25 protein-coding genes are annotated in these 26,733 nt (G+C 40.5%); 2 read left to right on the top strand and 23 right to left on the bottom strand.

Annotated features, from left to right (window positions below; translation table 11 throughout):
* Positions 1-10 precede the first annotated feature (10 nt).
* Positions 11-3,454 carry a transcription-repair coupling factor gene (gene mfd, locus FVA69_RS09235; protein WP_164528741.1) on the top strand — a complete coding sequence of 1,148 codons (3,444 nt, stop codon included), beginning with the start codon at positions 11-13 and terminating at the stop codon, positions 3,452-3,454.
* A gap of 70 nt (positions 3,455-3,524) precedes the next feature.
* Here the strand turns inward: mfd and umoD are convergent, their stop codons facing one another.
* From umoD to yceD, 22 genes are all read right to left on the bottom strand, one after another.
* Positions 3,525-4,121, bottom strand: a complete 597-nt coding sequence (gene umoD, locus FVA69_RS09230) for a UmoD family flagellar biogenesis regulator (protein ID WP_004911784.1) — start codon at positions 4,119-4,121, stop codon at positions 3,525-3,527.
* A gap of 583 nt (positions 4,122-4,704) precedes the next feature.
* Positions 4,705-6,009: an NAD(P)/FAD-dependent oxidoreductase gene (locus FVA69_RS09225; protein ID WP_004911786.1), complete on the bottom strand. Its 1,305-nt coding sequence runs from the start codon at positions 6,007-6,009 to the stop codon at positions 4,705-4,707.
* A gap of 424 nt (positions 6,010-6,433) precedes the next feature.
* Positions 6,434-8,053 carry a bifunctional metallophosphatase/5'-nucleotidase gene (locus tag FVA69_RS09220; protein WP_110731989.1) on the bottom strand — a complete coding sequence of 540 codons (1,620 nt, stop codon included), beginning with the start codon at positions 8,051-8,053 and terminating at the stop codon, positions 6,434-6,436.
* A 36-nt stretch (positions 8,054-8,089) separates the two neighbouring features.
* Positions 8,090-9,442, bottom strand: a complete 1,353-nt coding sequence (locus FVA69_RS09215; RefSeq protein WP_004911792.1) for an OprD family outer membrane porin — start codon at positions 9,440-9,442, stop codon at positions 8,090-8,092.
* Positions 9,443-10,789: 1,347 nt separating this feature from the next.
* Entirely contained in the window at positions 10,790-11,809 is a 1,020-nt protein-coding gene (gene nagZ / locus FVA69_RS09210) for a beta-N-acetylhexosaminidase (RefSeq protein WP_004911794.1), read from the bottom strand.
* A 64-nt stretch (positions 11,810-11,873) separates the two neighbouring features.
* Positions 11,874-12,776: a phosphotransferase gene (locus FVA69_RS09205; protein WP_226537901.1), complete on the bottom strand. Its 903-nt coding sequence runs from the start codon at positions 12,774-12,776 to the stop codon at positions 11,874-11,876.
* A complete protein-coding gene (gene lpoB, locus FVA69_RS09200) occupies positions 12,739-13,317 on the bottom strand; it encodes a penicillin-binding protein activator LpoB (protein WP_004911798.1) in 579 nt (192 codons plus the stop codon). The genes FVA69_RS09205 and lpoB overlap by 38 nt, the downstream gene beginning before the upstream one ends.
* Positions 13,318-13,319: 2 nt before the next feature.
* Entirely contained in the window at positions 13,320-13,712 is a 393-nt protein-coding gene (locus tag FVA69_RS09195) for a YcfL family protein (RefSeq protein WP_004911800.1), read from the bottom strand.
* 19 nt (positions 13,713-13,731) lie between these two features.
* A complete protein-coding gene (gene hinT, locus FVA69_RS09190) occupies positions 13,732-14,082 on the bottom strand; it encodes a purine nucleoside phosphoramidase (RefSeq protein WP_004911802.1) in 351 nt (116 codons plus the stop codon).
* A gap of 40 nt (positions 14,083-14,122) precedes the next feature.
* Positions 14,123-14,914, bottom strand: a complete 792-nt coding sequence (locus FVA69_RS09185; RefSeq protein ID WP_109911601.1) for a metal-dependent hydrolase — start codon at positions 14,912-14,914, stop codon at positions 14,123-14,125.
* Positions 14,915-14,926: 12 nt separating this feature from the next.
* Entirely contained in the window at positions 14,927-15,919 is a 993-nt protein-coding gene (holB, locus tag FVA69_RS09180) for a DNA polymerase III subunit delta' (RefSeq protein WP_004911812.1), read from the bottom strand.
* Between the two features lie 24 nt (positions 15,920-15,943).
* A complete protein-coding gene (gene tmk, locus FVA69_RS09175; RefSeq protein WP_164528740.1) occupies positions 15,944-16,573 on the bottom strand; it encodes a dTMP kinase in 630 nt (209 codons plus the stop codon).
* A gap of 5 nt (positions 16,574-16,578) precedes the next feature.
* Positions 16,579-17,601, bottom strand: coding sequence for an endolytic transglycosylase MltG (gene mltG / locus FVA69_RS09170; protein WP_004911817.1), 1,023 nt, complete (start codon positions 17,599-17,601; stop codon positions 16,579-16,581).
* A 52-nt stretch (positions 17,602-17,653) separates the two neighbouring features.
* Positions 17,654-18,484 (bottom strand): aminodeoxychorismate lyase, encoded by an 831-nt coding sequence (pabC, locus tag FVA69_RS09165; protein ID WP_109911598.1) that lies wholly within the window; start codon positions 18,482-18,484, stop codon positions 17,654-17,656.
* Between the two features lie 150 nt (positions 18,485-18,634).
* Complete coding sequence (fabF, locus tag FVA69_RS09160) at positions 18,635-19,885, bottom strand: beta-ketoacyl-ACP synthase II (RefSeq protein ID WP_004911823.1); 1,251 nt, start codon at positions 19,883-19,885, stop codon at positions 18,635-18,637.
* 78 nt (positions 19,886-19,963) lie between these two features.
* Positions 19,964-20,200: an acyl carrier protein gene (gene acpP / locus FVA69_RS09155; protein ID WP_004253236.1), complete on the bottom strand. Its 237-nt coding sequence runs from the start codon at positions 20,198-20,200 to the stop codon at positions 19,964-19,966.
* A 155-nt stretch (positions 20,201-20,355) separates the two neighbouring features.
* The gene (fabG, locus tag FVA69_RS09150) at positions 20,356-21,090 is read right to left on the bottom strand and encodes a 3-oxoacyl-ACP reductase FabG (protein ID WP_109911597.1); all 735 of its coding nucleotides are present in this window, start codon (positions 21,088-21,090) and stop codon (positions 20,356-20,358) included.
* Between the two features lie 7 nt (positions 21,091-21,097).
* Entirely contained in the window at positions 21,098-22,030 is a 933-nt protein-coding gene (fabD, locus tag FVA69_RS09145; protein ID WP_117162363.1) for an ACP S-malonyltransferase, read from the bottom strand.
* 18 nt (positions 22,031-22,048) lie between these two features.
* Entirely contained in the window at positions 22,049-22,999 is a 951-nt protein-coding gene (locus FVA69_RS09140; protein WP_164529340.1) for a beta-ketoacyl-ACP synthase III, read from the bottom strand.
* Positions 23,000-23,008: 9 nt separating this feature from the next.
* The gene (gene plsX, locus FVA69_RS09135) at positions 23,009-24,049 is read right to left on the bottom strand and encodes a phosphate acyltransferase PlsX (protein ID WP_004911832.1); all 1,041 of its coding nucleotides are present in this window, start codon (positions 24,047-24,049) and stop codon (positions 23,009-23,011) included.
* 12 nt (positions 24,050-24,061) lie between these two features.
* Complete coding sequence (rpmF, locus tag FVA69_RS09130) at positions 24,062-24,232, bottom strand: 50S ribosomal protein L32 (RefSeq protein WP_004253223.1); 171 nt, start codon at positions 24,230-24,232, stop codon at positions 24,062-24,064.
* A 12-nt stretch (positions 24,233-24,244) separates the two neighbouring features.
* Positions 24,245-24,769 (bottom strand): 23S rRNA accumulation protein YceD, encoded by a 525-nt coding sequence (gene yceD, locus FVA69_RS09125; RefSeq protein WP_004911841.1) that lies wholly within the window; start codon positions 24,767-24,769, stop codon positions 24,245-24,247.
* A gap of 143 nt (positions 24,770-24,912) precedes the next feature.
* Here yceD and FVA69_RS09120 point away from each other — a divergent pair, with 143 nt between their 5' ends.
* Positions 24,913-25,500, top strand: a complete 588-nt coding sequence (locus FVA69_RS09120) for a Maf family protein (protein WP_164528739.1) — start codon at positions 24,913-24,915, stop codon at positions 25,498-25,500.
* Between the two features lie 43 nt (positions 25,501-25,543).
* Here FVA69_RS09120 and rluC read toward each other — a convergent pair whose 3' ends face one another.
* On the bottom strand, positions 25,544-26,503 hold the full coding sequence (rluC, locus tag FVA69_RS09115; RefSeq protein ID WP_109911596.1) for a 23S rRNA pseudouridine(955/2504/2580) synthase RluC: 960 nt from the start codon (positions 26,501-26,503) through the stop codon (positions 25,544-25,546).
* Between the last annotated feature and the right edge of the window lie 230 nt (positions 26,504-26,733).

The raw sequence follows: 26,733 nt of genomic DNA, 5'->3' as shown, positions 1-26,733 counted from the left end.
GAAGATTTCTATGTTGTCAAAATTTCGTTATGAACTCCCTAGTCGTAGTGGCGATGTTCGCCATTTAGGTTGCCTTATCGGGGCGGCTGGTGCACTTGAATGTGGAGAAATAATACAACGTCATCAAGGGCCTGTTATCATCGTGACACGTGATATGCAAAATGCATTACGTTTAAGAGATGAAATTCAACAGTTTACAAAACACCCTATAGAGACACTTTCTGACTGGGAAACATTGCCATATGACAATTTCTCTCCCCATCAGGAAATTATTTCTCATCGTTTATCGACACTGTACCGCTTATCCAGTTTACAAAAAGGCGCGTTAATTCTTCCCGTCAATACACTGATGCAAAAAGTCTGTCCTGCCGACTTTTTAACCAGCCATGCCTTAGTGATGGCAAAAGGTGACAAACTTTCCCGAGATAACTTACGTAATGAACTCGATAACGCTGGTTATCGCCATGTAGAACAAGTTTTAGAACATGGTGAATATGCCACACGTGGCGCTTTACTCGATTTATTTCCTATGGGAAGTTCATTGCCATTTCGTATTGATTTCTTCGATGATGAAATTGATAGCTTGCGAACTTTTGACGTTGACTCGCAAAGAACACTCGAAGAAGTAGAACAAATTAATTTACTGCCAGCTCATGAATTTCCGACCGATAAAGACGCTATTGAACGTTTTCGCAGCCAATGGCGCGAGCGCTTTGAAGTTCGCCGTGATCCAGAACATATTTACCAGCAGGTCAGTAAGAATACCTTACCAACAGGTATAGAGTATTGGCAGCCTTTATTCTTCGCGCAGCCACTGCCATCGTTATTTGAGTATTTACCACCATCAAGTTTAATTGTTTCGCAGAGCTTACAAGAAGCGGCTGAACGCTTTCAGGTTGATACTCAGCAGCGGTATGAAAGCCGTGGTGTCGACCCAATGCGCCCATTGCTCCCACCTTCAGAGCTATGGCTAACTGTTGAACAACTGAATCAATCGTTAAAAAAATGGCCTCGTATTCAATTATCATCCGAGTCTCTGCCCAAAAAAGCGGCAAATACCAATTTAGATTACCTGCCATTACCGGATATCAGCACACAGGGGCAAAGTAAAACACCGCTCGAAAAATTGCGGCAGTTTACTGAACAGTTTGATGGAACTATCGTCTTTTCTGTGGAAAGTGAAGGCCGGCGTGAAACTGTTACCGAGCTCTTAGCACGTTTAAAAATTCGGCCTGATATTATTCAAAGCTATACTCACCCTACTGACAGCCGATTTGCCATCACGATTGGGGCCGCTGAGCATGGCTTTATTCAATCCGATATCCATAGGGCATTAATTTGCGAAAGTGATTTACTTGGGGAACGTGTTGTTCGCCGCCGAACAGATAATCGCCGCACCATTAATACAGATACCCTCATTCGCAATTTAGCTGAATTGCGCCCTGGGCAACCCGTTGTTCATATTGAACACGGTGTAGGTCGTTATCAAGGTTTGATTACGTTAGAAGCGGGTGGTATTAAAGCTGAATATTTAATTTTAACCTATGCGGGCAATGATAAACTGTATGTTCCAGTTTCTTCACTCCATTTAATTAGCCGTTATGCGGGTGGCGCTGATGAAAACGCCCCATTGCATAAATTAGGTAGTGATAGCTGGGGGCGAGCCCGTCAAAAAGCCGCAGAAAAAGTGCGCGATGTTGCGGCTGAACTTCTTGATATCTATGCACAACGTGCAGCTAAAGCGGGCTTTGCTTTCAAGCATGATAAACAACAATACCAAGAATTTTGCCAAGGCTTTCCTTTCGAAACGACACCTGACCAAGAAGTCGCTATCAATGCCGTTCTCAGCGATATGTGCCAACCCTTAGCCATGGACCGATTGGTTTGTGGCGATGTAGGCTTTGGTAAAACCGAAGTGGCAATGCGAGCCGCATTCTTGGCGATTAATAATAACAAGCAAGTTGCCGTTTTAGTGCCCACGACACTACTTGCCCAACAGCATTACGATAATTTTAAAGATAGGTTTGCTAACTGGCCTGTCCGCATCGAAATGTTATCACGCTTTAAAACAGCGAAAGAGCAACAACAAATTATTGCACAAACTGCTGAAGGTAAAGTTGATATTCTAATTGGTACCCATAAGTTACTGCAAAGTGACTTAGTATGGAAAGATTTAGGCTTACTCGTCGTCGATGAAGAGCACCGCTTTGGTGTCCGCCATAAAGAACGCATCAAAGCTATGCGTGCAGACGTTGATATCCTAACACTGACAGCCACACCGATCCCTCGTACTCTTAACATGGCCATGAGTGGCATGCGTGATTTATCGATTATCGCCACACCACCAGCTCGCCGTTTGGCTGTGAAAACCTTTGTTCGCCAATATGATGACTTAGTTGTCCGTGAAGCAATTTTACGAGAAACTTTACGTGGCGGCCAAGTTTATTACCTTTACAATGATGTTGAAAATATTGAAAAGGCAAAGGCACGCCTTGAAGAGTTAGTTCCTGAGGCACGCTTTGTTGTTGGCCATGGTCAAATGCGTGAACGTGAATTAGAGCGCGTTATGACGGATTTCCATCATCAACGTTTTAATGTATTGATATGCACTACAATTATTGAAACGGGTATTGATATACCAACAGCGAATACTATTATTATTGAGCGTGCTGACCATTTCGGGTTAGCTCAACTCCATCAACTGCGTGGCCGAGTAGGACGTTCTCACCACCAAGCTTATGCATACTTGCTCACACCACATCCAAAAGCGATGACCACTGATGCTCATAAACGCCTTGAAGCCCTTTCTTCACTGGAGGATTTAGGTGCGGGGTTTGCTCTAGCAACTCACGATTTAGAAATTCGCGGTGCAGGTGAATTACTTGGTGAAGATCAAAGTGGCCAAATGACCACGATTGGTTTTACCCTCTATATGGAACTGCTAGAAAGTGCTGTTGATGCGCTAAAAGAGGGGCGCGAGCCTTCATTGGAAGATTTAACTAGCCAACAAACCGAAGTTGAATTACGCATGCCTGTTCTGCTGCCAGACGACTATATTCACGATGTGAACATTCGCTTATCTTTCTATAAACGAATAGCCAGTGCTAAAAATAGTCAGGAGCTCGACGAATTGCGTACAGAGCTAATCGACCGCTTTGGCAGCTTACCTGACGCAGGTAAATTCCTGTTAGCTAACGCAGCTATTCGATTACAAGCGCAATCCCTTGGTATTAAACGTATTGAAGCCCATGAAAAAGGTGGTTTTATTGAATTTAGTGATAAAAATAAAGTCGATCCAAGTTTCTTAATCAGCTTATTACAAAACCAGCCACAAACTTATCGGTTAGATGGCCCTGTTCGACTAAAATTTTTCCACGATTTAACAGAACGAGCCTCTCGACTAGAATTTATTAAGCAGTTACTTATCGGATTTGAAGAACACCAAATTATCTAGGTTTAAAGCTATAAAATGATAAAAGGCTACTTTCGTGTAGCCTTTTATCTCTATAATTTTTATATAATTATTATTCCATAAAGCCAAATGTATTTTTGTTCGGTTGCAGTTCTAAGATTGTTGATGAGTTTCTGGTGATTGGCAATTCATTTTGTTGCAAACAATAAAATGGTAATAATTCTTTTATATCACTGCGCATGGTTTCACACACTGAATTAGATGATGTTAGCACTAAGCGCCCTTTGTCATCCAAAGGAATAAACATTGATGGTTCATAGGATGTTCTAACTTTCCCAATGCTTTTATCAATTTGGTAAACGACGTCATATCCAACAATAACTAATTCCATTTTTTGTGTGTTAACACAGGTTTGATTTTGCATATCAAACAGAGATGGAAAGCCTTTCCCTTGTAATGCTTCAATCATGAAAATCATTTTGCATTCGCTTTGTGCAGGATGAAACCGAGAAAGGGATTGTTGGTTAAACGTGCCTAAGACTCCTGTTACTGTACAATTTTGGTACTCAACAAGGCGATTAGCTTTGATCGGCTCGACAGATAACACTGTCGCCAATTTCGTTTCAGGTTCTTGGTTGAATAAAGTCACGAGCAATACAATAACGAATGCCACTACAGTTGCTAATAACAACTTAAATTTTAGCTTCATTGTATTAACCCTTATTAAAATATGCCGCATCTATTGTAACCACAATCTAAAATAATTCGATAATTACGTACTATTTGTATTGTTTTTTGGAATTATCTTAATTTATCATCAAAACAAGTATTTATTATAACTGTATTAGAAACCATAAGTTTCACCATTAGTGCAACTTCACATATCACCTCAATTGAATGCGTTATTTTATAATTAATAATCAATAAGATAGATGGAGTGATTTCCATGATAACTTTTCGTTATATAAATACATTTATACTTAAATTATTTTAAACTTAAGGTAAGCTAAATTATATTGACTCAATATATATTAATTTGTAGTTTTTAATTTCATTTAAATAGAATATATAAGTAATAGTGGCAATATAATCGATATTCAATCTCTTAAATTTGATCTAAATAGTTTTTCCAAGTAATATTTAACATAAATAAACCTTGACAGATTCAGTTAATATACTTTATTAGCATACCTATTTATCATTATAAAATACAAAAAAACATGCACCTGTTATATAAATACACAGGTGCATGGCGATCATCAAACCAAATTAAACCAGTAACTACTCGTAGATTAATGCAGTTTTAACTTTGGTCGAATAATTCTGTTAATACTGCCAACAAGCATCATTAGCCCTGTCTTAATGTAACCATGTAATGCAATTTGGTGCATACGATATAAAGAAATGTATACAAAACGCGCAATTCGCCCTTCTACCATCATATCCCCACGCATTAAATTCCCCATTAAGCTACCAACTGTACTAAATCGAGATAGTGAAACTAATGAGCCATGGTCTTTATATACATACTCTTTTAAAGGTTTGCCTTTCATTAAAGCAACAATATTGTCATAACAAAGGCTGGCCATTTGGTGGGCTGACTGTGCTCTTGGAGGAACAAAGCCCCCTTCTGGCTTAGCACAAGATGCGCAATCGCCAATAGCAAAAATCATATCATCACGAGACGTTTGCAATGTCGGCTTTACTACCAATTGGTTAATACGGTTTGTTTCTAATCCAGCGATATCTTTCATGAAATCAGGTGCTTTAATCCCCGCTGCCCAAACCATTAGGTCTGCATGAATTTTACCATCTTCTTTCGTATTCAAACCATCTGCATCAGCACTGGTTACCATAGTTTTCGTCAATACATTTACACCTAGCTTATTAAGTTCTTGGTGTGCGGCACTTGAAATTCGCGGAGGTAAAGCGGGTAGGATACGCTCGCCTGCTTCAACTAATGTGACATTCAGTGCATCTGTGTCTAACCCTTTAAAACCATAACTGGTTAATTGCTCAACCGCATTATAGAGTTCAGCAGATAACTCAACCCCCGTAGCTCCCCCCCCAACAATGGCAATATTAACGCTCTCTTCTGCGTTATCGCGTACTGAATAACGTAAAAATAGATTTAACATTTCATCGTGAAAACGGTGCGCTTGGTGTGGGTTATCTAGGAAAATACAATGTTCTTTAACACCCGGTGTACCAAAATCATTCGAAGTACTGCCTAATGCCATGACTAAAATATCGTACTCAAGCTCACGCAAAGGAACTAATAATTCACCATGCTTATCATAAAGTTCACCGAGAACGACTGTTTTATTTTCACGGTCAATATTCGTTAGTGAACCCAGTTGGAAATTGAACGCATTATGGCGAGCATGAGCCAGATAGCTTATCGCATCGACGCCATCATCTAAAGAACCTGTCGCAACTTCATGCAATAGCGGTTTCCATAAATGACTCGGGTTGCGGTCAACCAACGTAATTTGTGCACGTTTCTTACGGCCCAACTTACGGCCTAAACGTGTTGCCAGTTCTAATCCACCAGCACCGCCGCCTACAACGATGATTTTGGGTTGAGATAAGGTCATAAATCCCTCGAAACAAAATATATTAATGTTATTTAAGGCTTCTCATCTAGAAAAGCCTTATATAACAATAATTAGCCACAGCTCCTTCCATACCAACTAGAATATCATGAGTGGTCTATTGGTAATACCAAATATTGATTCACATCAATTTAGTTGATTATTATGACTACGATCACATTCGTCAAATCATTTTTTCCACCAAATGAATCGAGTCAGCTTTTTGGTATTTATATCAATCAATTGTTTAATTCCACAGATAGAATGGTGATAATGAGAATCATTATTCTATCATTTTTTATTTGTTGCGCATAATCAATTACCCTCTTCTCATTTTCAACATACCTCTAAATAAAGCAATAAAGCACAAAAAAAACTCCAAGGATGATAAACACCCTCAGAGTTTTTCATGAAATATTAAATTTTATTATTTAATTTTCTTGATACGCACATCAGTTGGAACTGAAACTGGCGAGTTATCTTTAAAGTATTGCATTAATGCTTCGTTGTCTGGAAGGCTATAAACACGGTCTTTACCTTGATTAAAGGCAGAGAAACGGCTACCACCAGTTGCTAAGAATTCATTTGCAGCAACACGATAGCTTTTATTCATGTCTAACGGCTTACCGTTTAATTTCATTGATTTTTGAATAACTTTGTCACCCACTGGGCGGCTGTCATCCCACTCGTAGTAAAAACCTTTAGAAACAGGCATAACTTGCGGACGAGCACGATCCCATTGTTGCTCAAGTGCTTGCTTGATTTGAGCACCTGTCAGTGACTGTGTGACAACCACATTAGAGAACGGTTGCACCGTGAAAATGTCACCATAAGTCAATTCCCCTGCTTTCATGTCAGCGCGAATACCGCCACTGTTCATAAATGCAATTTGTGCACCGCCCGCTTCTTTACTGGAGGCTGCATATAATTGACCATCTGCAATAATCTTACCTAAGGTAGAATCCCCTGCTGGTAATAATTTTTTATCCACATTAGCCGTCAAAGACCCCATCACTTGCTGTGAAATAGGTAAGGCAATTTTTTCGTATTTTTGTACGAAGGTGGTTAACTCAGGGTTTTTCTCATAACGGCTGGTTTCAACGGGGATATTTTTTGCATTGATGCTAACAATATCTTTCGTATTTCTATCAATCTCAATATTTAATTGAGACAATAAAGTCCCATTAGATTGAGCAGAAATTACTGTCATTCCATTGATTTCACAATTATATGCTTGGTGCGTATGGCCACTAACAACAAAGTCTACATTAGTATCTAACTGTTTAACGATATCAACAATTGGGCCTTTGATATTATCACAACGGTTAATATCTTTAACTTTAGTGTCAACTTGTTGTGTTGCGCCTTCATGGATCAAAACACCGATACTATTAATACCCTGTGCTTTTAATAACTTAACTTGGTTATTGATAGTTTCAACTTCATTTTTGAATTCTAACCCTGCCGTTCCACTTGGCGTTACGATAGCAGGTGTACCTTCTAACGTTAAACCAATAAATGCCATTGGAATGCCATCAAACTCTTTAATAAAGTAAGATGGGAACAGAGTTTCACCTGTTTCTTTAACAATAACGTTAGCTGCTAAGTAGTTAAAATCAGCACCCGCAAAGGAATCTTTACCCACGCAACCTGCGGTTGGGTGACAGCCACCGTTTTGTTTTCTCAGCAGCTCTTCTTTACCTTTATCAAACTCATGGTTACCAACTGCGCTGGTTTCCATACCAATCGCGCTTAGCGCTTCAATTGTGGGTTCGTCATAGAACATTGATGACAGTAATGGGCTAGCCCCTACTAAGTCACCAGCGCCAACCACGATAGTTTTATCGTTTTGTGCTCTTAATTGATTAACCAGTGTTGCAATTGACTCAATTCCGCCTAATTTACCATCACCCGGAGCTTGTAAAGCACCATGGAAATCATTAATACCTATGACTTGTACTTTTACAGTATCTGTATTTTTGGGAGCACAACCCGCCAAGAGTGCACCAGAGATAAGCAGTGTGAGTAATCCAATTTTATGTTTCATTTATCCTACCTTTTTTTAATCTTTTTCAATTATCGACTACATTTTAAAACGGTAAGTCGTTGTCATTGATCCAGATAACGAATGTGCACGACGTGAGTGCCCATCATATAATTTTGGCGTTGTGTAGTCGTTTTCTTGCTGGTGGTGCCAACCCAAACCACCACTTAATGACACGGATAGATTCTCAGTTGGTTTCCAATAGCTAAACAGACCAAATTGGCCTTGCTTTAATCTTTCACCTTCATATTTAAATTCTGAATAGTTGGTACGGGCACCAACAGACAGTTCTTTGCTGATACGATATTCAGCCGCCATTGCAATCATGGTTTCGCCATCACGTACGTAGTCGATATCTGCATAAGCTGGAGAGTTAAAACGGCCACGCGTGTTACCAATTGGGTTACGCGCAAATTGTCCGACACCGTTCGCTTTTTTCGCTTGGGTGTAAGTTAAGCCTGTGCTTAGCGTCCAAGGCGATTCAGGGATACGCCATTCTGCCGTTCCTGCATAGTGCCAAGCACGCTTGTCAAAATTACGCTTACCTTTTTGTTTATCGGTCTCAGTACGCTTACCGTCACTACCATATTCATGGTTATAGATCTGCGTACCTAAAGTGACATCTGAAGTTAGTTTATATTTCGCTTCTAAACCTTGCTGACGAAATAAATCATCGGCTTGACCATAGAAATAGTAAACTTTCAATGGTTTAGTATTGTAGTTAATTCCACCCGTGATGACATGATTAACATTGTGTCGAACGCCGTTAGCATCAGTAAAATACATGGCATCAATATTTGGGCTATCACGACGCATAACTTTTTTATCGAGATATAATAAATCCAAACTCCAATCACTGATCGCAGTATTCGTATAGTAACCGCTATAGCTATTCAATGATAAACGCTGTGAATTCGTGAAAATACCCGTATTTTTCAGTGTAAACCAACCTGCTTTGGCATTAAATTTCACTGGCTCAAGGTCTAGTTTCACTTTTGCATAACGTTGACCAATTTTGTTGTACCCTTTCGCATGGCCATCATCATTATATAAAATTGCACGGGAGGCGAAGTCTTTACTTGCGCCTAACTTGATACCACCATAGTAGGAAGCGTCAAAACCAATGATGTCAGCGAAATAACCTGATTTGAAATCCGCTTGAAAGTTTTGACCCCAAGCATTCGCTACTTGTTTTCTATAACGGTTTTCGTCTTTATCAAAACGGTTTTCTGTTTTTAAGTATTTCCACATGTTACGGGTTGACAGCTCTAGCTCCGAATCCGCAATGAATGAATTTTCCTTGATAGAATCTTCCCAGTTACTGGCATTTGCCATTGCTACAGCTAAATAGCAAGGAGAAAGCATTAATAACGCAATATTTTTAACTTTCATTGGAATTAACCTAGTTAATGATTATTTGAATTAATTTTATGCTGTGCCATGTTTCCATGAACAACAAAACACCATTTTTATTTTTAGCTTAATAAAATAATTTCACTTAAAGACAAACAGATACATCCATTTCAAACACATAAGTCATTTTTAAAAAAATTTAATACAGTATTCGTCTGCATTTGTGTTTACTTATTTCTATGAATAGAGGTATCCCTTATAGGGATTACATAAATATATTATTTAATCGATAATGACACACTACTCACATTGCGCGTTTATTTAACTTAAAATTCAAGCAATGACGCTACACTTACCCATTAAAAAATAATTACCACTCTATTCCTTATCTATTTTTTATGACAAAAGATGCCCCTGAGAAATAATCATCTCAAACAAATTTGAATATTTAACTTAAAATACAACTTCTAAATTGCTGTTTTTTTTAATTGATTACTTATCACTCTAAATTGTCATAAATCTTTAATAATACGAATGCTATCGTAATTTTATGTCAATTAAAACGATCGCTGTCACAACACGTTACATCGGTTGCATTAAACTACCCACTAATAGTGATATTGATCACGTTTTATCTTAAGGGGTTCTTAATGTATAAATCTTTCATTTGGATAGGATTTAATAAATAATTCATTTATATCTGGTTAAAACACAGATTTAAATGGATATTTGTAATCAGCTTGATACATATAAAGACTTATGAATAAAATATAACCTAATAAAATTTCACATATAAATGCATATTGCTGATAGGTGTATAACCAATCTATGAATGTTTTATTTAATTCCTCATAGAAGAAAGCATTATTCCCTAGCGTTCAATTTCAATTAAGTAACATTTGAGTAAATGATAAGCATGACTTAGTGATTCCCTTCCCCCTTTAACTCATCTTATGTTTCATTTATTTAAAATTATCTTAACTTTTGAAGATAATCGATTTCATGATTAAAAGTATCATAATCATATTTAATAATTCCAACTAAATGAAAAAACAGACCATAATCCAAATTTCCAGTTATTTATTTTAAGTAAACTCAAAATACAATTAACAATAAATATAATTATTAATATTTTCATTTTTTTATTTCAATAAAAAATCATCTAATTATTTTTAATAGTGAAATAAGTATTGATTCATTTTATCTAAAGCAATTTCAAATAACATTGAGATTAACTGTGCAATTATTAATGAAGTTACGGGTAACTTTTACTGTGGGCAATAATTTTATTATTTTATTTATGCATAATCATGGGCTTTATGATGTGTATTGATACAAAAAAGGCCAGTAAATAAAATACTGGCCCTTTAGATATCATTGAAATTATTAGCGATGTTCTTGCCAACGTGAATGCAAGTCAACCAGTTGACGATGACTTTCTTTCCAACGCCCAACGGCTTGTAATTCTGTTAAGCTATATTGTCGACCACTATGATATAGCTTAGAAGCTTGGCTATCATGTTGTTTTGGTAAATTATCTAAAACACTGACAGCACCTTCACGATTATTACAGACTAAAATCATGTCACACCCAGCATTCAATGAAGCCTGTGCTCTCTCGGGATAACTTCCCATAACCGCCGCACCTTCCATCGATAAATCATCAGAGAAGATAACCCCCTGAAACCCAAGTTGTTCTCTCAATACTGATTTTAACCAAAATGGCGATCCACTCGCCGGACGGTCATCAGCTTGAGTATAAATAACATGGGCAGGCATAACCGCATCGAGTAGCTCTCGTTGAATAAAATCTTTAAATATCAACATATCTTTACCACGGATCTTCTCTAAAGTGCGGTCATCGCGTGGTGTTTCTTTGTGTGAGTCAGCTTTCACAGCGCCATGACCAGGAAAGTGTTTTCCTGTTGTTTTCATTCCCGCACTGCGCATGCCTTTAATAAAACGCTCCGCCATAACCATGGCAATTTCAGGATCTTCGTGGAATGAGCGTTCGCCTATCGCAATACTTTGATGGCCAAGGTCCAGAACAGGTGCGAAACTAATATCAATATCCATGGCTATCATCTCTGATGCCATTAACCAGCCCGCCTCTTCAGCAAGCTTGGCGCCATCCATTTCACTATTGAGCGCGGCAAATGCCTGAGCAGAAGGCAATGCGGTGAAACCATCACGAAAACGCTGTACTCGACCACCTTCTTGGTCAACGGCTATCAACAACCGGTGTCTTGATGCGTCACGAATTTGGCGAACAAGCTCTCGTAATTGCGCTGCATCATGAAAGTTACGGGTAAATAATATTAAGCCGCCCACGGATGGGTGTGCTAATATTTCGCGCTCTTCATTGTCCAATTCATAACCCTGAACATCTAGCATTATAGGGCCCATAACATGCCTCACTTATTAAACAAATTATCTCAATTCGATACTGTTTTCTGATAGCTTTCAGCCATCAACCTAATAAACCAAAATATTGTCTTAATGACTGTGAGTGTAACAAAAAGTCAGATGACTGGCTTTCATTCCACTGCACTTCATACCACATTAATGTCATATATTTTACCCAAGGTGCCCATGATTGACAGCTTTTCGCCAATTGCTGTTTGTCACGATAAGCACCGTGAATATCACAATATTGCGTTAAGAAAAAATCTCGCTGAATGTCAGTCAGACCATTAAATTGAAAATAGGTTTCTAAAGAAAAAGCGATATCTGTATTGGCTGCATATTCCCAATCCAATAGCATTAACTGCCCTGTTGATGTACGAACAATATTTTTTGCATGAATATCCATATGGGCAGGAGCCAGTTTCAGCGTTTTGGGAAATGCATCAGAGGTAAAATGACGATGTAATTTTTTCCAGCGAGGCGAAAACCTTTTTTTATCAATTAAATAGCCATAATGTGATATTTCATCGCGTAGTTGTAAATGATACCCCAGCAGTGGAGCGCGATGTAATTGTGTGACTATATTTGCAAGCTCGCACTGAAAACTAGGTAACAGAAAAGTATTATTATCAGGGTGTTGTCCTTCACACCACCCTAATAATAACCATTGCGCATTTCGGCCAATCACTTTAGGTGTAAATGAATAAGCGCGTAATTGCTGCAATATCCGCGCTTCTTTCTTTCGGTCAACATACAAAGCAGTTTGTGCATTTCCATCAGCGCGCGCGATAAGCTTTATTTCACTACCAGATAAGGAACATTGCAACAAAAAGCTTCCACCTGATAGCCCTGTTAGCGAAGATATTTTCCAATCATGGACAGAGATTGTTGGAAAACACAACGCTAACAGCCGAAAAAGCGACTGCGGGTTACTCAATATTGTGCTTTCCAGTCCAAATAATTTCACCTGTTTGCACTTCCATCAATTGCATTTCAAGGCTTCTTTCTTTGTTGGAACCTGACATCACGCTGTAGATCACATACTCTGCTTGAACATAGCGGCCTAACCCTATCGCTTTGCTACGGGTTACTAAGCTGTCTTCTTGTGATAAACCGAGTGTTTTACGTGCAGAACTCACCACACTGGCAGGAACAACTTTAAAGCGATTCGTATTTTCAACCGCGGTTGTCATAACTGATGTCACAGCCTGCACAGGCAGTGAGCCATTCGTATTATTTTTCACTGAGTCAACTAACAATACTTTGCCACTTTCTACCCCATCCGCACTCACCATTTGATTAACTAAAGGCGTAATGGAAGCTGACCAATCTATAGTTTGTTGTTTTGGTGGAGTTGGCACAACATCAACGGGTGGCGGAGTCACTTCCGGTTGTTTTTCAGGCTCGACGGGCACTATCGGGGGTTGTGTACCTGGTTGTTGAGGTGGATATGAAGGGCAGCCAGCCAAAATTAATGTCGCGGCAGCAACCATTAAAATGCGTTTCATTATTATTCTCCGGCCTTTGGCGATAAAAATACATGAACACGTACATTTGTTGCACGTGGAGAGGAAGTCACGGCACGAACTTTCGCAACAGAATTCGCCGCAATTTGCTGATGCATAATATTTGAAGTGTCTACTTTTAACCCTTGCTTATCATACCAATATAAACGATAAGCAATATTGACCACTTCAGATTGCGAATTACTCATATTGATTGTGGCGATAGTTTGGTGATTTTCATTACCTATCACTGGGTTTTCGACAATGACCCCTTGTGCAAGTACTGCTGGCTCCATAATGATGCGCTGTTGCTCATTAAAAACCAGTCCTTGTGTCTTTTTAAATACGCAACCACTTAGCAACACGGTTACCAAAGCAAGTAATGCAATACGGTTCATCGTCGACCCCTATACCTTATTATTTCGCCAATAGAGGGCCTAATGGGCGACCACCCACTAGATGCATGTGGATATGAAACACTTCTTGGCCTGAATGTTCATTACAGTTCATGATTAAACGGTAACCATTCTCTGCAATACCTTCTTCTTTGGCAATTTTAGCCGCTACAGTAAACAAACGGCCTAACGCTAGTTCGTCATCCGCAGTAACATCATTCACAGTCGGAATTAATTTATTAGGGATGATAAGAATATGTGATGGTGCTTGTGGTGAAATGTCACGAAATGCCGTGACAAGTTCGTCTTGGTAAACCACATCTGCCGGGATCTCGCGACGGATAATTTTACTGAAAATCGTTTCTTCTGCCATTTCAATTTCCTTAGTCATTTAATCGTTCTTGTGAACTAATTTATACGTTATTTGTACCAACATTTAAATGAAACAAACGATTGAAGTTTTGCGTCGTAATTTCAGCAAGCTGCTCAACACTAACGCCCTTCAGCACGGCCATGTACTCAATAACATCCCGAACGTACGCAGGTTGGTTTTCCCTACCACGATGAGGAACTGGTGCCAAGTATGGCGAGTCGGTTTCGACTAAAATGCGATCTAAAGGAACAACTCGGGCGGCTTCTCTAATTTGTTCCGCATTGCGAAATGTGACGATCCCTGAAAATGAGATATACATGCCCAAATCGAGTAGTTCCACTGCCGTATCTTTATCTTCAGTAAAGCAGTGTAATACCCCGCCACAATCCATCACGTTTTCTTCGCGTAAAATAGATAACGTATCTTCTCGTGCCGCACGAGTATGTACAATAACCGGTTTATTCACTTCACGACCGATACGAATGTGCTGACGAAAAGACTCTTGTTGTAGTGCAGCATTTTCTTGCTGGTAATAGTAATCCAGCCCAGTTTCTCCTAGCGCAACGACTTCGTTTCCTGCCGCTAATTGTGCTAGTCGTGCAAAATCATATCCCTCGTCTAAATTAAGGGGATGAATACCACATGAAAAAGCGATATTGTCACGCAGGCCAATCATTTTCTTCATGCTTTCAAAACCGTGCAACGTCGTTGCAACCGCTAACATGAAGCGAACATCACGAGCCGAGGCCTTTGCGATAACATCATCGACATTCGTGTGTAACTTTTCATAATCTAAACAGTCGAGATGACAGTGTGAATCAACAACAAACATATTTAACTCTTTTTAAAATGTAGGGACAGCCAATGAAGCTTCCCATTGTAATAATTGATTTGTCAGAATCAGTTCCTGATTCAATGCAGGAACTGTCAGTAATTGATGACGGCAATATAACCACTTATCATACATATTTATTAACTGAGTACGATTCATAGCACCGGCTAATTGTAGGACTTGAGACTGCTGATCTTGGTTGATGCAAAAAGCCCCCGCACCTTGTTGAATTTTAATGGCATCCGCAAATAAGCTGAGTAGCCAATTTAAGGCATCAGGCACCTCATCGATATTCAAACTAGGCAGCAAACTCAACATATCACCCGTTTGCAATGCATGGCTTAAACTATGACATAGTGCATTACGTTTTTGCCAACGTTGTTCGTCCAATAAAGCTAGCGCAGAAACCGGTGCACCTTGGCATATTTTTAATGCCGTTATCGCATTTTCAGTAGCAATACCTGGTTTTTGCTTTTGCAGCCAATAGAGTGCTATTTGTAAATCGGGTGCAGGTAAGAAATGACTTAGACAACGGCTGCGAATAGTTGCAAGCAAATCCTCTTGTTTATCACTTCCTAATAAAAAATAAGTGTCTTTTGCTGGCTCTTCCAATGTTTTCAATAACGCATTAGCTGCCGCATCTGTCAATGCCTCAACTTGTGGAATATACACCACTTTATTACCACTTTGTTGGGCATGGCGACTCAAGGTTTCAATTAATTTCCTAACCGCATCGACACTAACAGTCGACTTTCCTTTCTCTACCTCAAGAATATGATAATCAGGATGATTGCCTGCAAGCATCAAACGGCAACTGTGGCATTGTCCACAGCTTTTTAGCCCGTCTCTTTCTTGGCAAATAAGCCAACGACTAATTCCATAGCATAGCGCTTGCGCACCATTTCCCGGCATTGAATGAAGCAGTAACGCGTGGTGGCCTCGACCGCTTTGGTACGCAGTAATGATTTGTCGGTAAGGTTCATTTAACCAAGGATACCAATTCATGGGATTAATACCTTATGTGGTTTATCAAGCACGCGCTAGCCATTCGGTCAACGTTTGGCCAATATCATGCTGCACTTGCTCGATGTTTTGGCTTGCATCAATAGTGAGTATCGTTTCATCACCCGCGGCCAACTCAAGATAACGGCGGCGTGTTCTTTCGAAAAATGCTAACGACTCTTTTTCAATTCTATCTAATTCACCTCTAGACCTTGCTCGCTGCAAACCTAATTCAGGTGGTAAATCAAGGTATAACGTTAATGAAGGTTTGAAATCCCCCAACACTAAGTCACGTAATGATTGCATCAAATGACGGTCAATTTCACGTCCACCACCCTGATACGCTTGGGAAGATAAATCATGACGGTCACCGACCACCCATTTGCCCGCCGCTAATGCAGGACGAATCACTGTTTCAACCAGTTGTACACGGGCAGCATAAAGCATGAGCAACTCAGCCTTATCAGTGACCTTATCACCCGCAATGCCTTGCTTTACTAGCTCGCGTAATTTTTCTGCCAGTGGGGTGCCCCCAGGCTCACGAGTGAATACAATATCTGTGATCCCGGCTTGGTTCAACGTATCGACAACCGTGTTGATTGCTGTCGTTTTACCAGCGCCTTCAAGACCTTCAATAACAATAAATTGGTTTTTCATTTTTATCAGTTTTGCTGTTCAAATTGGCGGTAAACTTTAACGGCACGATTGTGGTCGTTTAAATTACGACTAAAAGTATGCCCACCTTTACCATCTGCGACAAAGAATATGTAATCCGTTTTAGCTGGATGTGCTGCAGCTTTTAACGATGCAAGGCTTGGCATCGCAATCGGTGTGGGTGGCAAACCATCAATCTTATAAGTATTGTACGGAGTATAATTATCTAAATCACTACGATAAATTTTACCGCGATACTTGTCGCCTAACCCATAGATGACGGTTGGGTCGGTTTGCAAACGCATATTTTTCTTTAGGCGGTTAACAAACACGGAAGCAACTTGGGCCCTTTCACTATCAACACCGGTTTCTTTTTCAATAATCGAAGCCATAATAAGCATTTCATAGGCATTTTTATAGGGTAAATCCCTATCTCGCCCTTTCCACTCTTCATCAAGGCTGTTTTGCATACGTTTATAAGCACGTTTCAGGATTTCAGCATCTGTTGTTCCCGCTGTGTATAAATAGGTATCAGGATACAACCATCCTTCTAAAGTACCTTCCTCGTTAAACCCAATAAGCGCATGCAGTTCTGTCGGGGTTAAGTTGGTGGTTTTATGCTCTAAATAAGGCGCATCTCGTAAAATATTACCCCAATCACTCAAGCGATTACCTTCAATAAAACGGATTGAAAACTGTGCTTCTTTACCACTCACAATTAATTGTAGGAGCTGTTCAACGTTCATTCCCGGTTGCAGGCGGTAAGTTCCCGCTTTTAGCTGAGCCAGTTCAGGACGTAGCTTGAGCAACCATTGGAATTCATTCCCTTTTTCAAGAATTTTATCTTCAATAAGTAACCCTTCAAATGCAACACGCCCAGTTCCTGCAGGAACTGTGAAGATTTTTTCTTGTGTGATACTGATAGGCGTTTTGGCATAGTTCAATACCTGACGGTATTGCCAATAGACAGCGACTGCAACAATAGCAGCCAAGGTAACGGCGATGAGAATGATTTTTTTGGCTAATTTCATTTATTGACCATTTCAATGCGTGTGTTGGTAATAATTAATTCATTTATAAAAACTAAATTTTGCAACGCAAAAATAAATACTCAAACAACTCACGAGACGCAAATTGCAATGGCGGACACTGTTGACTCATTTGAATGCTTTGTACTGGTAAAACTGGCATCAACGTATTACAAATAATCACTTCATCACAATGAGTTAACACGTTAGCAAAGCGTTCGACCTGCTGAAGATGGTACTGGCTATCCTCTAGTAGTGATATGATCTTTTGTCTCATTAATCCATTTACCCCACTATGAGATAAAACTGGGGTGTATACTACTTGCCCAACTCGCCAGAAAACATTCGCACTACAACATTCAACAATAATACCGTCGGTGTCTAGCACAATCGCTTCATCTGCATCAAGTTCATCAACCTCTTGTTTGATAAGAACTTGCTCCAGACGGTTGAGGTGTTTCATTCCTGCTAGTAATGGGTTACGAGCTAACGGAATTTGGCTGAGAACGAGGCGTGCCCCTTTACACTGTAGCTGAACATAATTATTTGGGAAGGGAGAAACACTGACTATCACCGTCGGCGAGGTAAAACCTTTCGCGCTATATCCTCTACCGCCTGCACCACGACTTAGGATAACTTTAATCACAAACTCATCTTGAGTTTGCTCTGCACAAATCTGCTTTAGATGGTCTACTAAGCTTTTCCAATCTGGCTGTGCAATTTTTAATCTTTGGCTATCATGCTGTAACCGGGCAATATGCTCATTTAACATTTTAGCTTGCTGATTAACGCCATGTATGGTCGTAAAACAGCCGTCCCCAAAAGAGACTGCGCGATCAGTAACACTTATTTGCTGGCAAAGTTGCCCATTAACCCAATATGACATTGATAATACTTATAATAAAAGCTGATAAATCAGACATTAATCAAGTGGGATTATCATAAACTAAAGCGAAGAACTGTGCAAAGAACTGGACAAAATAAAGCCCCAGCCACATTACGTGACTAGGGCTAATTAATAACGGTAATAGATTAATTATTCGCCGTGATAACGACGGAAAATTAATGAACCGTTGGTGCCACCAAAACCAAATGAATTACACAGAGCGAACTCCATGTTCTCAACTTTACGTGCTTCACCTGGAACAAAGTCCAGTTTGCACGCTTCATCTGGGTTATCCAGATTAATGGTTGGCGGTACAATTTGATCGCACAATGACAAAATGGTAAAAATTGACTCAATAGCACCCGCAGCACCCAGTAAGTGACCTGTCATTGATTTGGTTGAGCTAACTAATACCTCTGTGCCTTCACCAAATACATTAACAACCGCTTGTGCTTCTGCCAAATCACCGGCAGGAGTTGAAGTACCGTGAGCATTGATATACCCCACGTCACTGGCTTTAATGCCTGCATCTTTCAGTGCATTTTCCATCGCAAGTGCAGCACCCGCACCATTTTCAGGTGGTGATGTCATATGATAAGCATCACTGCTCATCCCAAACCCTGCAATTTCAGCATAAATTTTTGCACCGCGCGCTTTCGCATGTTCATATTCTTCAAGAATAATAATACCTGCGCCATCTCCCAGAACAAAACCATCACGGTCTTTATCCCATGGGCGACTTGCCGCTTGCGGGTCATCGTTGCGAGTCGATAATGCACGCGCTGCACCAAAACCGGCCACACCGAGTGGTGTAGTCGCTTTTTCAGCACCGCCTGCAACCATTACATCGGCGTCACCGTAAGCAATCATACGTGCTGCATGGCCAATATTATGCACACCTGATGTACAGGCTGTTGCAATTGAAATACTTGGGCCACGGAAACCGTACATAATGCTTAAATGACCAGCCACCATATTAATGATGGTCGATGGTACGAAGAATGGGCTTACCTTGCGAGGTCCACCGTGCAGTAATGACTCACAGTTGTCCTGAATTAAGCCTAACCCACCAATACCAGAACCAATCGCTGCACCAATTCGAGTAGCATTGGCTTCTGTTACTTCCAATCCAGCATCTTTAAAGGCTTGAAAGCCCGCGGCGATACCATATTGGATAAATGGGTCCATTTTCTTAGCATCTTTACGGGAGATGCCAAATTCTTCGTAATTGAAATCTTTTACTAAGCCAGCAAATTTAGTTGCGTGGTTAGTAGTATCAAAATGATCGATTAGGCTGATACCACTCTGTCCGTCACAAACAGCTTTCCATGATGACTCAACTGTGTTGCCGACAGGAGATAACATGCCCAGTCCGGTTACGACTACACGACGCTTAGACACGTATTTCCTCCAAGGAGGGAAAAGTTACAAAAGGAACATAGGCGATCGAGTGATCGCCTAGATAAGTTTTTCGTACAATTATTTAGATGCGTTCTCGACGTAGTCAATCGCAGCCTGTACTGTTGTGATCTTTTCAGCTTCTTCGTCAGGGATTTCGCAATCGAACTCTTCTTCCAGAGCCATAACCAGCTCAACTGTGTCAAGAGAATCAGCGCCCAAGTCATCAACAAATGAAGCTGTATTTACAACTTCTTCCTCTTTAACACCCAGTTGTTCAACGATGATTTTCTTAACGCGTTCTTCGATAGTGCTCATACTATTAAAATTCCTATCAAAACTCGCTTTCGCGATGGTTTTCGTAGTTTATGAAATACAGGAAAAGATACAACCCAATCCCGGCTGTTGGAACTATTATTTTGCATTATTTAGCGTTAGATAACACTAATAATGCAAATAGTTCCATCATTTCTTTAGATCATGTACATGCCACCATTGACATGCAATGTTTCACCTGTGATGTAAGCAGCTTCATCAGAAGCTAAAAACGCTACAGCACTGGCAATTTCTTGTGCATCACCCAGTCTATCCGCAGGAACCTGAGATAAAATGCCTGCACGCTGTTCATCTGTCAATGCTTTAGTCATATCAGTTTCGATAAAACCAGGTGCAACGACGTTGACAGTGATACCACGAGAAGCGACTTCACGAGCCAATGATTTACTAAAACCAATTAACCCTGCTTTCGCTGCTGCATAGTTAGTTTGCCCCGCATTTCCCATCACACCGACAACGGATGCAATTGAAATAATACGTCCACAACGTTTTTTCATCATGGCACGCAAAACGGATTTAGACAAACGGTAAACGGATGAAAGATTGGTGTCAATAATATCTTGCCATTCATCTTCTTTCATACGCATCAATAGGTTATCACGAGTGATACCTGCATTATTAATCAAAATATCAATTTCACCAAATTCTTCACGGATTTTGGTCAAAGTTTCTTCGATTGATGCTGCATCAGTCACGTTTAACGCTAAACCTTTACCTTTACCATCAAGATAAGCGGTAATGGCTTCTGCGCCTTTTTCGCTGGTTGCTGTTCCGATAACGGTAGCACCACGAGCAATTAATGTTAAAGCAATAGCTTTACCAATTCCACGACTCGCGCCTGTTACCAGTGCAATTTTTCCTTCAAAGCCCATGTCGTCCTCAGCTATTTTCTAAAGCAGTGCTTAATGATACAGGATCATTGACTGCGACGGCAGTTAAATTAGAGACAATTCGCTTGGTAAGACCAGTCAATACTTTTCCTGGGCCTACTTCAATAAGATGTTCAACACCTTGATCTGCCATTAATTCTACTGTTTCCGTCCAGCGTACTGGATTATACAGTTGACGGACTAAAGCATCACGAATATTTTGTGCCGATTTCTCAATTTTAACATCAACATTGTTAATAACTGGATAGTCTGGCTCACAAAAATCAATTTTTTCTAACGCTTCGGCTAATTTATCAGCAGCTGGCTTCATTAATGCACAATGAGACGGGACGCTAACAGATAATGGCAACGCACGTTTAGCCCCCGCTTCTTTACATGCGATACCCGCACGTTCAACTGCGGCTTTTTCACCCGCAATCACGACTTGGCCCGGTGAGTTAAAATTAACCGGTGAAACAACTTGGCCTTGAGAAGCTTCTTGGCAAGCTTTTTCAATTGATTCGTTATCCAAACCAATAATGGCATACATCGCACCAGTGCCTTCAGGAACGGCTTCTTGCATGAGTTTTCCGCGCAATTCAACCAGTTTAATCGCTTGTTTAAAGTCGATAACACCCGCGCAAACTAAAGCAGAATATTCACCAAGGCTGTGACCCGCCATGATCGTAGGCATCGCGCCATTTTTGTCTTTCCAAACACGGAAAATAGCCACAGAAGCTGCCAATAAAGCAGGCTGTGTTTGCCATGTTTTGTTTAATTCTTCTTCTGGCCCATTTTGTACTAACGCCCAGAGATCGTAACCCAATGCTTCCGATGCTTCAGCGAATGTTTGCTCAACAAGCTGATTTTCTTCAGCCAATGCCGCTAACATCCCTAAAGACTGAGAACCCTGTCCGGGAAATACCATAGCAAATTGTGTCATGTCTATTTTCTCAGTTAATTAAAAACGAACCAATGCAGAGCCCCAAGTGAAACCGCCACCGAAGGCTTCTAAAAGCACAAGTTGACCACGCTGAATACGACCATCACGCACCGCTTCATCCAACGCTGTAGGAACTGATGCTGCTGAAGTATTACCGTGACGGTCTAATGTGACAACGACTTTATCCATTGTCATATCTAATTTTTTCGCCGTCGCAGAGATAATTCTTAAATTTGCTTGATGTGGGACCAACCAATCAAGTTCTTCTTTGGCTATACCGCTTTGTGCCAGTGTCTCATCAACAATATGTGCTAATTCGCGCACTGCAACTTTAAAGACTTCATTACCTGTCATGGTCAAATAGGCAGGGGCTTCAGAGCAACGGCTACGATTAGGTAATGTGAGTAAATCCCCATAACGGCCATCGGCATGTAAATGCGTCGAAATAATACCCGGCTCTTCAGATTCGCCGATAACAACAGCCCCTGCCGCATCACCAAATAAAATAATCGTGCCACGATCTGCTGGGTCTAATGTTTTAGATAAAGCATCAGCACCAATAACTAATGCTTTTTTGGTCATACCTGTTTTGACGAATTGATCAGCAATACTAATCGCATAGGTAAAACCTGCACATGCTGCTGCGACATCGAATGCCGCACAATCTTGAATACCTAGCATCTGTTGAATTTGGCAAGCAGCGCTAGGAAAAGCGTGAGTTGCTGATGTGGTTGCAACGATAATCAAACCAATGTCAGTTGCATCGACTTGCGCCATGTCTAACGCATTTTTGGCAGCTTGAAAACCCATCACTGAGACACTTTCATCTTCGTTGGCAATTCTTCTTTCATGTATGCCAGTGCGTGTTACAATCCACTCATCAGAAGTATCAACCATTTTTTCCAGATCAGCATTGGTACGTACTTGTGCTGGTAAGTAGCTGCCTGTTCCTAAGATTTTACTGTACATAGCCATAGGTTATTGATCACTCCTGGGTAAAACAATATTTAGTCGCGCTGTTATTCTTTCTGGGACTTGTTTTTCAACAGCTTGTACTGCGCGGTCAATAGCCGCTTTGAAAGCGCCTTCATTCGCTGCACCATGACTCTTGATGACAATACCTTTTAATCCTAACAGAGTCGCACCGTTATACTGGTCGGGGTTCATGTCCCCAAAACGTTTCATTAAACGTTTTTTTAACCATTTTTTCGCCAGTTGCATAAACCAACTGCTTTTTTTATGTTGATCACCGGTCGATTTTATCAATGAAAGGATGACGCGTATTACGCCTTCCATCGTCTTCAATGAGACATTACCTGCGAAGCCGTCACACACTAACACATCGGTTTTACCTGTCAGTAATTCGTTACCTTCTACATAACCAATGTAATTAATTGATGATGTTTCTTTTAATACTGAGGCGGCTTCGCGGATATTATCCAGACCTTTACTCTCTTCTTCGCCAATATTCAGTAACGCGACTCTCGGTTTAGAAATGTTAACCACTTCTTCTGCCATCACGGAACCCATTACGGCAAATTGGACTAGCATATCACTACTACAGTTAACATTAGCGCCTAAATCTAGCACAACTGTTTGGCTTTTTTGCTGATTAGGTAAGATGGTCATTAGCGCTGGGCGCTCAATCCCCTCTATAGACTTTAGCATTAATTTTGCTAGCCCCATCAGCGCACCCGTATTCCCCGCACTCACGCACGCTTGTGCCTGCCCTGTCTTCACTAACTCTAAGGCCACTCGCATCGAGGTTCCTTTGCTTTGTCTTATCGCATTTGATGGTTTTGCATCGTTTGCGATAATACCGTCCGCAGGAATAATTTCGACACGCGAAATTTGCTCAGCACTTTGGTGTGCAAGCAAAGGTTGAATGGCTTCGGGTTGACCGACAAGCAGTAATTTGAGTGCTGGATTAGATGCCAGTGCCTGCAATGCAGCAGGCACCGTGACGCGGGGACCAACATCCCCGCCCATAGCATCTAACGCAATGGTTAGATTAGCCAAGGTAACAACAAATTACTTGTTGATAACCTTACGGCCACGGTAGTAACCATCTGCAGTCACATGGTGACGCAGGTGAGTTTCACCGGAAGTTTTATCTACAGAAACTAGGGTAGCAGTCAGTGCATCATGTGAACGACGCATACCGCGTTTTGAACGAGTTGGTTTATTCTGTTGTACGGCCATTGACCTTACTCCTTAAGTACTTTTCTTTAAACTGGCTAATACGGCAAATGGGTTTGGTTTTTCTGCCTCGGGAGGCAGTTCACCATACACCATGTCCGCTTCGGACACTTCACAGTGTTCAGAATCATGAACCGGAACAACTGGTAAGGATAGAATTATTTCATCTTCTATCATTCCCAGCAAATCTATTTCACCAAATTCATCAATTTGAATCGGTTCGTAGAGCTCCGGTAATGCTTCGGCCTTTTCGTCATTGACGACAGGACTAAAACAATACGATACGTAGGCATGATGCTTGAAATTTTTTCCGCAACGTTGGCATTGGAGGGTGAGATCCACATCGGATTTCCCTTCGATAACCGTGAGACGTTGTTTATCAATATTAAATGATAATTCGGTTTCTACATCACTGTCTACACTGACTACTGATTCTGCAAGACGTGCAACTTGCTCAGGTGTATAACTCCCGACATAGTCGAGGTTTTTCTGAGCTGCACGCTGCGCATCGATAGTCAGGGGTAATTTTACCTTTTGCATAAGGCGCGCATATTAACTTTGTAATGAGCTATAGTCAAAGAAAAAGGCGGGGTAAACTCGCCTTTTCACCAAAAAACCGTAGGTTTTACGTTTTATAGTTTAAAATGAGTTAACCCTTTTGGCTACGAGTTTCGAGAAAAATCATGAAATCGATTATTTTGGCGTCAACTTCAACCTACCGACAAGCCCTACTAAAAAAACTGGGATTACCTTTTTTAGCAGTGGCCCCCAATATTGATGAGTCCCCCATTTTGAATGAGTCGGCTCAGGCTTTAGTTATGCGTTTATCTCATGCAAAGGCTAACGCACTCTCAGCTCAATACTCTCAGCACTTGATTATTGGCTCTGATCAAGTTTGTGTTATTGATAATAAAATTATGGGGAAACCACATAATTTTGAAAACGCTTTTCAGCAGCTTAAATCCGCGTCAGGTAATAAGGTCACTTTTTATACTGGACTATGCCTGCTTGATACTGAAACAGATAAATTTAATGTGCAGTGTGAATTGTTTCACGTTCATTTCAGGCAACTATCTGATGCAGAAATAACGAATTACCTACTTAAAGATGAACCTTATCAATGCGCAGGGAGCTTTAAATCAGAAGGACTAGGAATTAGTTTATTTGAGCGTTTAGAAGGGCGTGACCCCAATACGTTAGTTGGGCTTCCGCTTATTTTATTACTCGAAATGTTACGTCCACACCAAGTTAGCCCATTATTTGATAATTAATCCTTTATACTGGCAGGGAAAACCTGCCAGTTAATCAAATGACTTACTTTTCTGCTTTACGGCTACGTAATATTTTTAGGCAGTGATTCAATTGGTTATCTAAAGGGGCTTGCAAACGCATCTCTTCACCCGTTTTAGGGTGCGTAAATTTCAATGCACTCGCATGCAAAAATAAGCGATTTAAACCTGTCCCTGCCAGTTGGCTATCAAATTGCTTGTCACCGTACCGGTCATCAAATGCAATAGGATGCCCTGCATAAAGTGTATGAACACGTATTTGATGTGTCCGCCCCGTGACAGGGCTCGCTTTTACCAAAGTTGCATTATCAAACCGTTCTTCCACTTTAAAACGCGTCTCTGACGGTTTTCCTTCACTGCTCACTTTAACGACTCGCTCGCCACTTTGTAGAATGTTTTTAAGTAAAGGGGCTTGAATAACTTTCATGTGCGACTGCCAGTTGCCTCTTACGAGTGCTAAATAATCCTTTTGCATTTGTTTCAAACGCAATTGTTCGTGTAACGCTCGAAGTGCTGAGCGCTTTTTAGCCACCAATAAAATACCTGAGGTGTCTCTATCAAGACGATGAACTAACTCAAGGAAACGCGCTTCTGGGCGTAGTGCTCTTAAACCTTCAATAACACCAAAGCTTAAACCACTCCCACCATGAACAGCAGTTCCCGATGGTTTATTCAGTACTAAAAGAACGTCATCTTCAAATAAAATGCAATTCGCTAATGCAGCGACTTTATCCAGTTTGGCTGAAACCGGTGCGGTTTCACGCTCAGCAACCCTAACGGGAGGAACGCGCACTTGGTCCCCTTCGACTAATTTATATTCAGGCTTTATCCGCCCCTTGTTAACACGCACTTCCCCTTTGCGGATAATGCGATAAATCATACTCTTTGGCACACCTTTAAGTTTAGTGAGCAAAAAGTTATCGATACGTTGCCCAGCTTCGTCATCGCTGATGTCAATAAATTGAACTTGATTTTGTGTATTCATTCGGGAATGCGTTAACTCTAATTGATTAAAATATGCGCTTATTTGCTTTCCCTATCATACCGACTCCACAAAATTTTTTATGTTTTTTTTTAATTTGGTTATTTTCTGCATGATTTATCCTATTTCTAAATAAAATTTCCATATAACTTCCGTATCGACTTGCTATAATAGCTATGGCAATGGAATAATATGAAGTTGCTGAGATGTTTAAAAAACGAAAGTTAACGTTT

Origin of the sequence: Providencia sp. PROV004, from assembly GCF_011045615.1 — a bacterium.
Lineage (GTDB): Bacteria > Pseudomonadota > Gammaproteobacteria > Enterobacterales > Enterobacteriaceae > Providencia > Providencia rettgeri.
The sequence above is the reverse complement of the archived record's forward strand: the minus strand, read 5'-3'. Positions and strand labels throughout refer to the sequence as shown.

What these genes read in the sequence shown, in the direction of transcription:
- lpoB (WP_004911798.1), bottom strand. Translation starts at nt 13,317, where the DNA reads ATGAAACGCATTTTAATGGTTGCTGCCGCGACATTAATTTTGGCTGGC.
- rluC (WP_109911596.1), bottom strand. Translation starts at nt 26,503, where the DNA reads ATGAATACACAAAATCAAGTTCAATTTATTGACATCAGCGATGACGAA.
- FVA69_RS09195 (WP_004911800.1), bottom strand. Translation starts at nt 13,712, where the DNA reads ATGAACCGTATTGCATTACTTGCTTTGGTAACCGTGTTGCTAAGTGGT.
- fabG (WP_109911597.1), bottom strand. Translation starts at nt 21,090, where the DNA reads ATGGGCTTTGAAGGAAAAATTGCACTGGTAACAGGCGCGAGTCGTGGA.
- mfd (WP_164528741.1), top strand. Translation starts at nt 11, where the DNA reads ATGTTGTCAAAATTTCGTTATGAACTCCCTAGTCGTAGTGGCGATGTT.
- FVA69_RS09185 (WP_109911601.1), bottom strand. Translation starts at nt 14,914, where the DNA reads ATGTTTGTTGTTGATTCACACTGTCATCTCGACTGTTTAGATTATGAA.
- umoD (WP_004911784.1), bottom strand. Translation starts at nt 4,121, where the DNA reads ATGAAGCTAAAATTTAAGTTGTTATTAGCAACTGTAGTGGCATTCGTT.
- nagZ (WP_004911794.1), bottom strand. Translation starts at nt 11,809, where the DNA reads ATGGGCCCTATAATGCTAGATGTTCAGGGTTATGAATTGGACAATGAA.
- tmk (WP_164528740.1), bottom strand. Translation starts at nt 16,573, where the DNA reads ATGAAAAACCAATTTATTGTTATTGAAGGTCTTGAAGGCGCTGGTAAA.
- yceD (WP_004911841.1), bottom strand. Translation starts at nt 24,769, where the DNA reads ATGCAAAAGGTAAAATTACCCCTGACTATCGATGCGCAGCGTGCAGCT.
- holB (WP_004911812.1), bottom strand. Translation starts at nt 15,919, where the DNA reads ATGAATTGGTATCCTTGGTTAAATGAACCTTACCGACAAATCATTACT.
- FVA69_RS09140 (WP_164529340.1), bottom strand. Translation starts at nt 22,999, where the DNA reads ATGTACAGTAAAATCTTAGGAACAGGCAGCTACTTACCAGCACAAGTA.
- FVA69_RS09215 (WP_004911792.1), bottom strand. Translation starts at nt 9,442, where the DNA reads ATGAAAGTTAAAAATATTGCGTTATTAATGCTTTCTCCTTGCTATTTA.
- pabC (WP_109911598.1), bottom strand. Translation starts at nt 18,484, where the DNA reads ATGTCATATTGGGTTAATGGGCAACTTTGCCAGCAAATAAGTGTTACT.
- acpP (WP_004253236.1), bottom strand. Translation starts at nt 20,200, where the DNA reads ATGAGCACTATCGAAGAACGCGTTAAGAAAATCATCGTTGAACAACTG.
- FVA69_RS09220 (WP_110731989.1), bottom strand. Translation starts at nt 8,053, where the DNA reads ATGAAACATAAAATTGGATTACTCACACTGCTTATCTCTGGTGCACTC.
- FVA69_RS09225 (WP_004911786.1), bottom strand. Translation starts at nt 6,009, where the DNA reads ATGACCTTATCTCAACCCAAAATCATCGTTGTAGGCGGCGGTGCTGGT.
- FVA69_RS09120 (WP_164528739.1), top strand. Translation starts at nt 24,913, where the DNA reads ATGAAATCGATTATTTTGGCGTCAACTTCAACCTACCGACAAGCCCTA.
- rpmF (WP_004253223.1), bottom strand. Translation starts at nt 24,232, where the DNA reads ATGGCCGTACAACAGAATAAACCAACTCGTTCAAAACGCGGTATGCGT.
- hinT (WP_004911802.1), bottom strand. Translation starts at nt 14,082, where the DNA reads ATGGCAGAAGAAACGATTTTCAGTAAAATTATCCGTCGCGAGATCCCG.
- fabD (WP_117162363.1), bottom strand. Translation starts at nt 22,030, where the DNA reads ATGACACAATTTGCTATGGTATTTCCCGGACAGGGTTCTCAGTCTTTA.
- mltG (WP_004911817.1), bottom strand. Translation starts at nt 17,601, where the DNA reads ATGAAATTAGCCAAAAAAATCATTCTCATCGCCGTTACCTTGGCTGCT.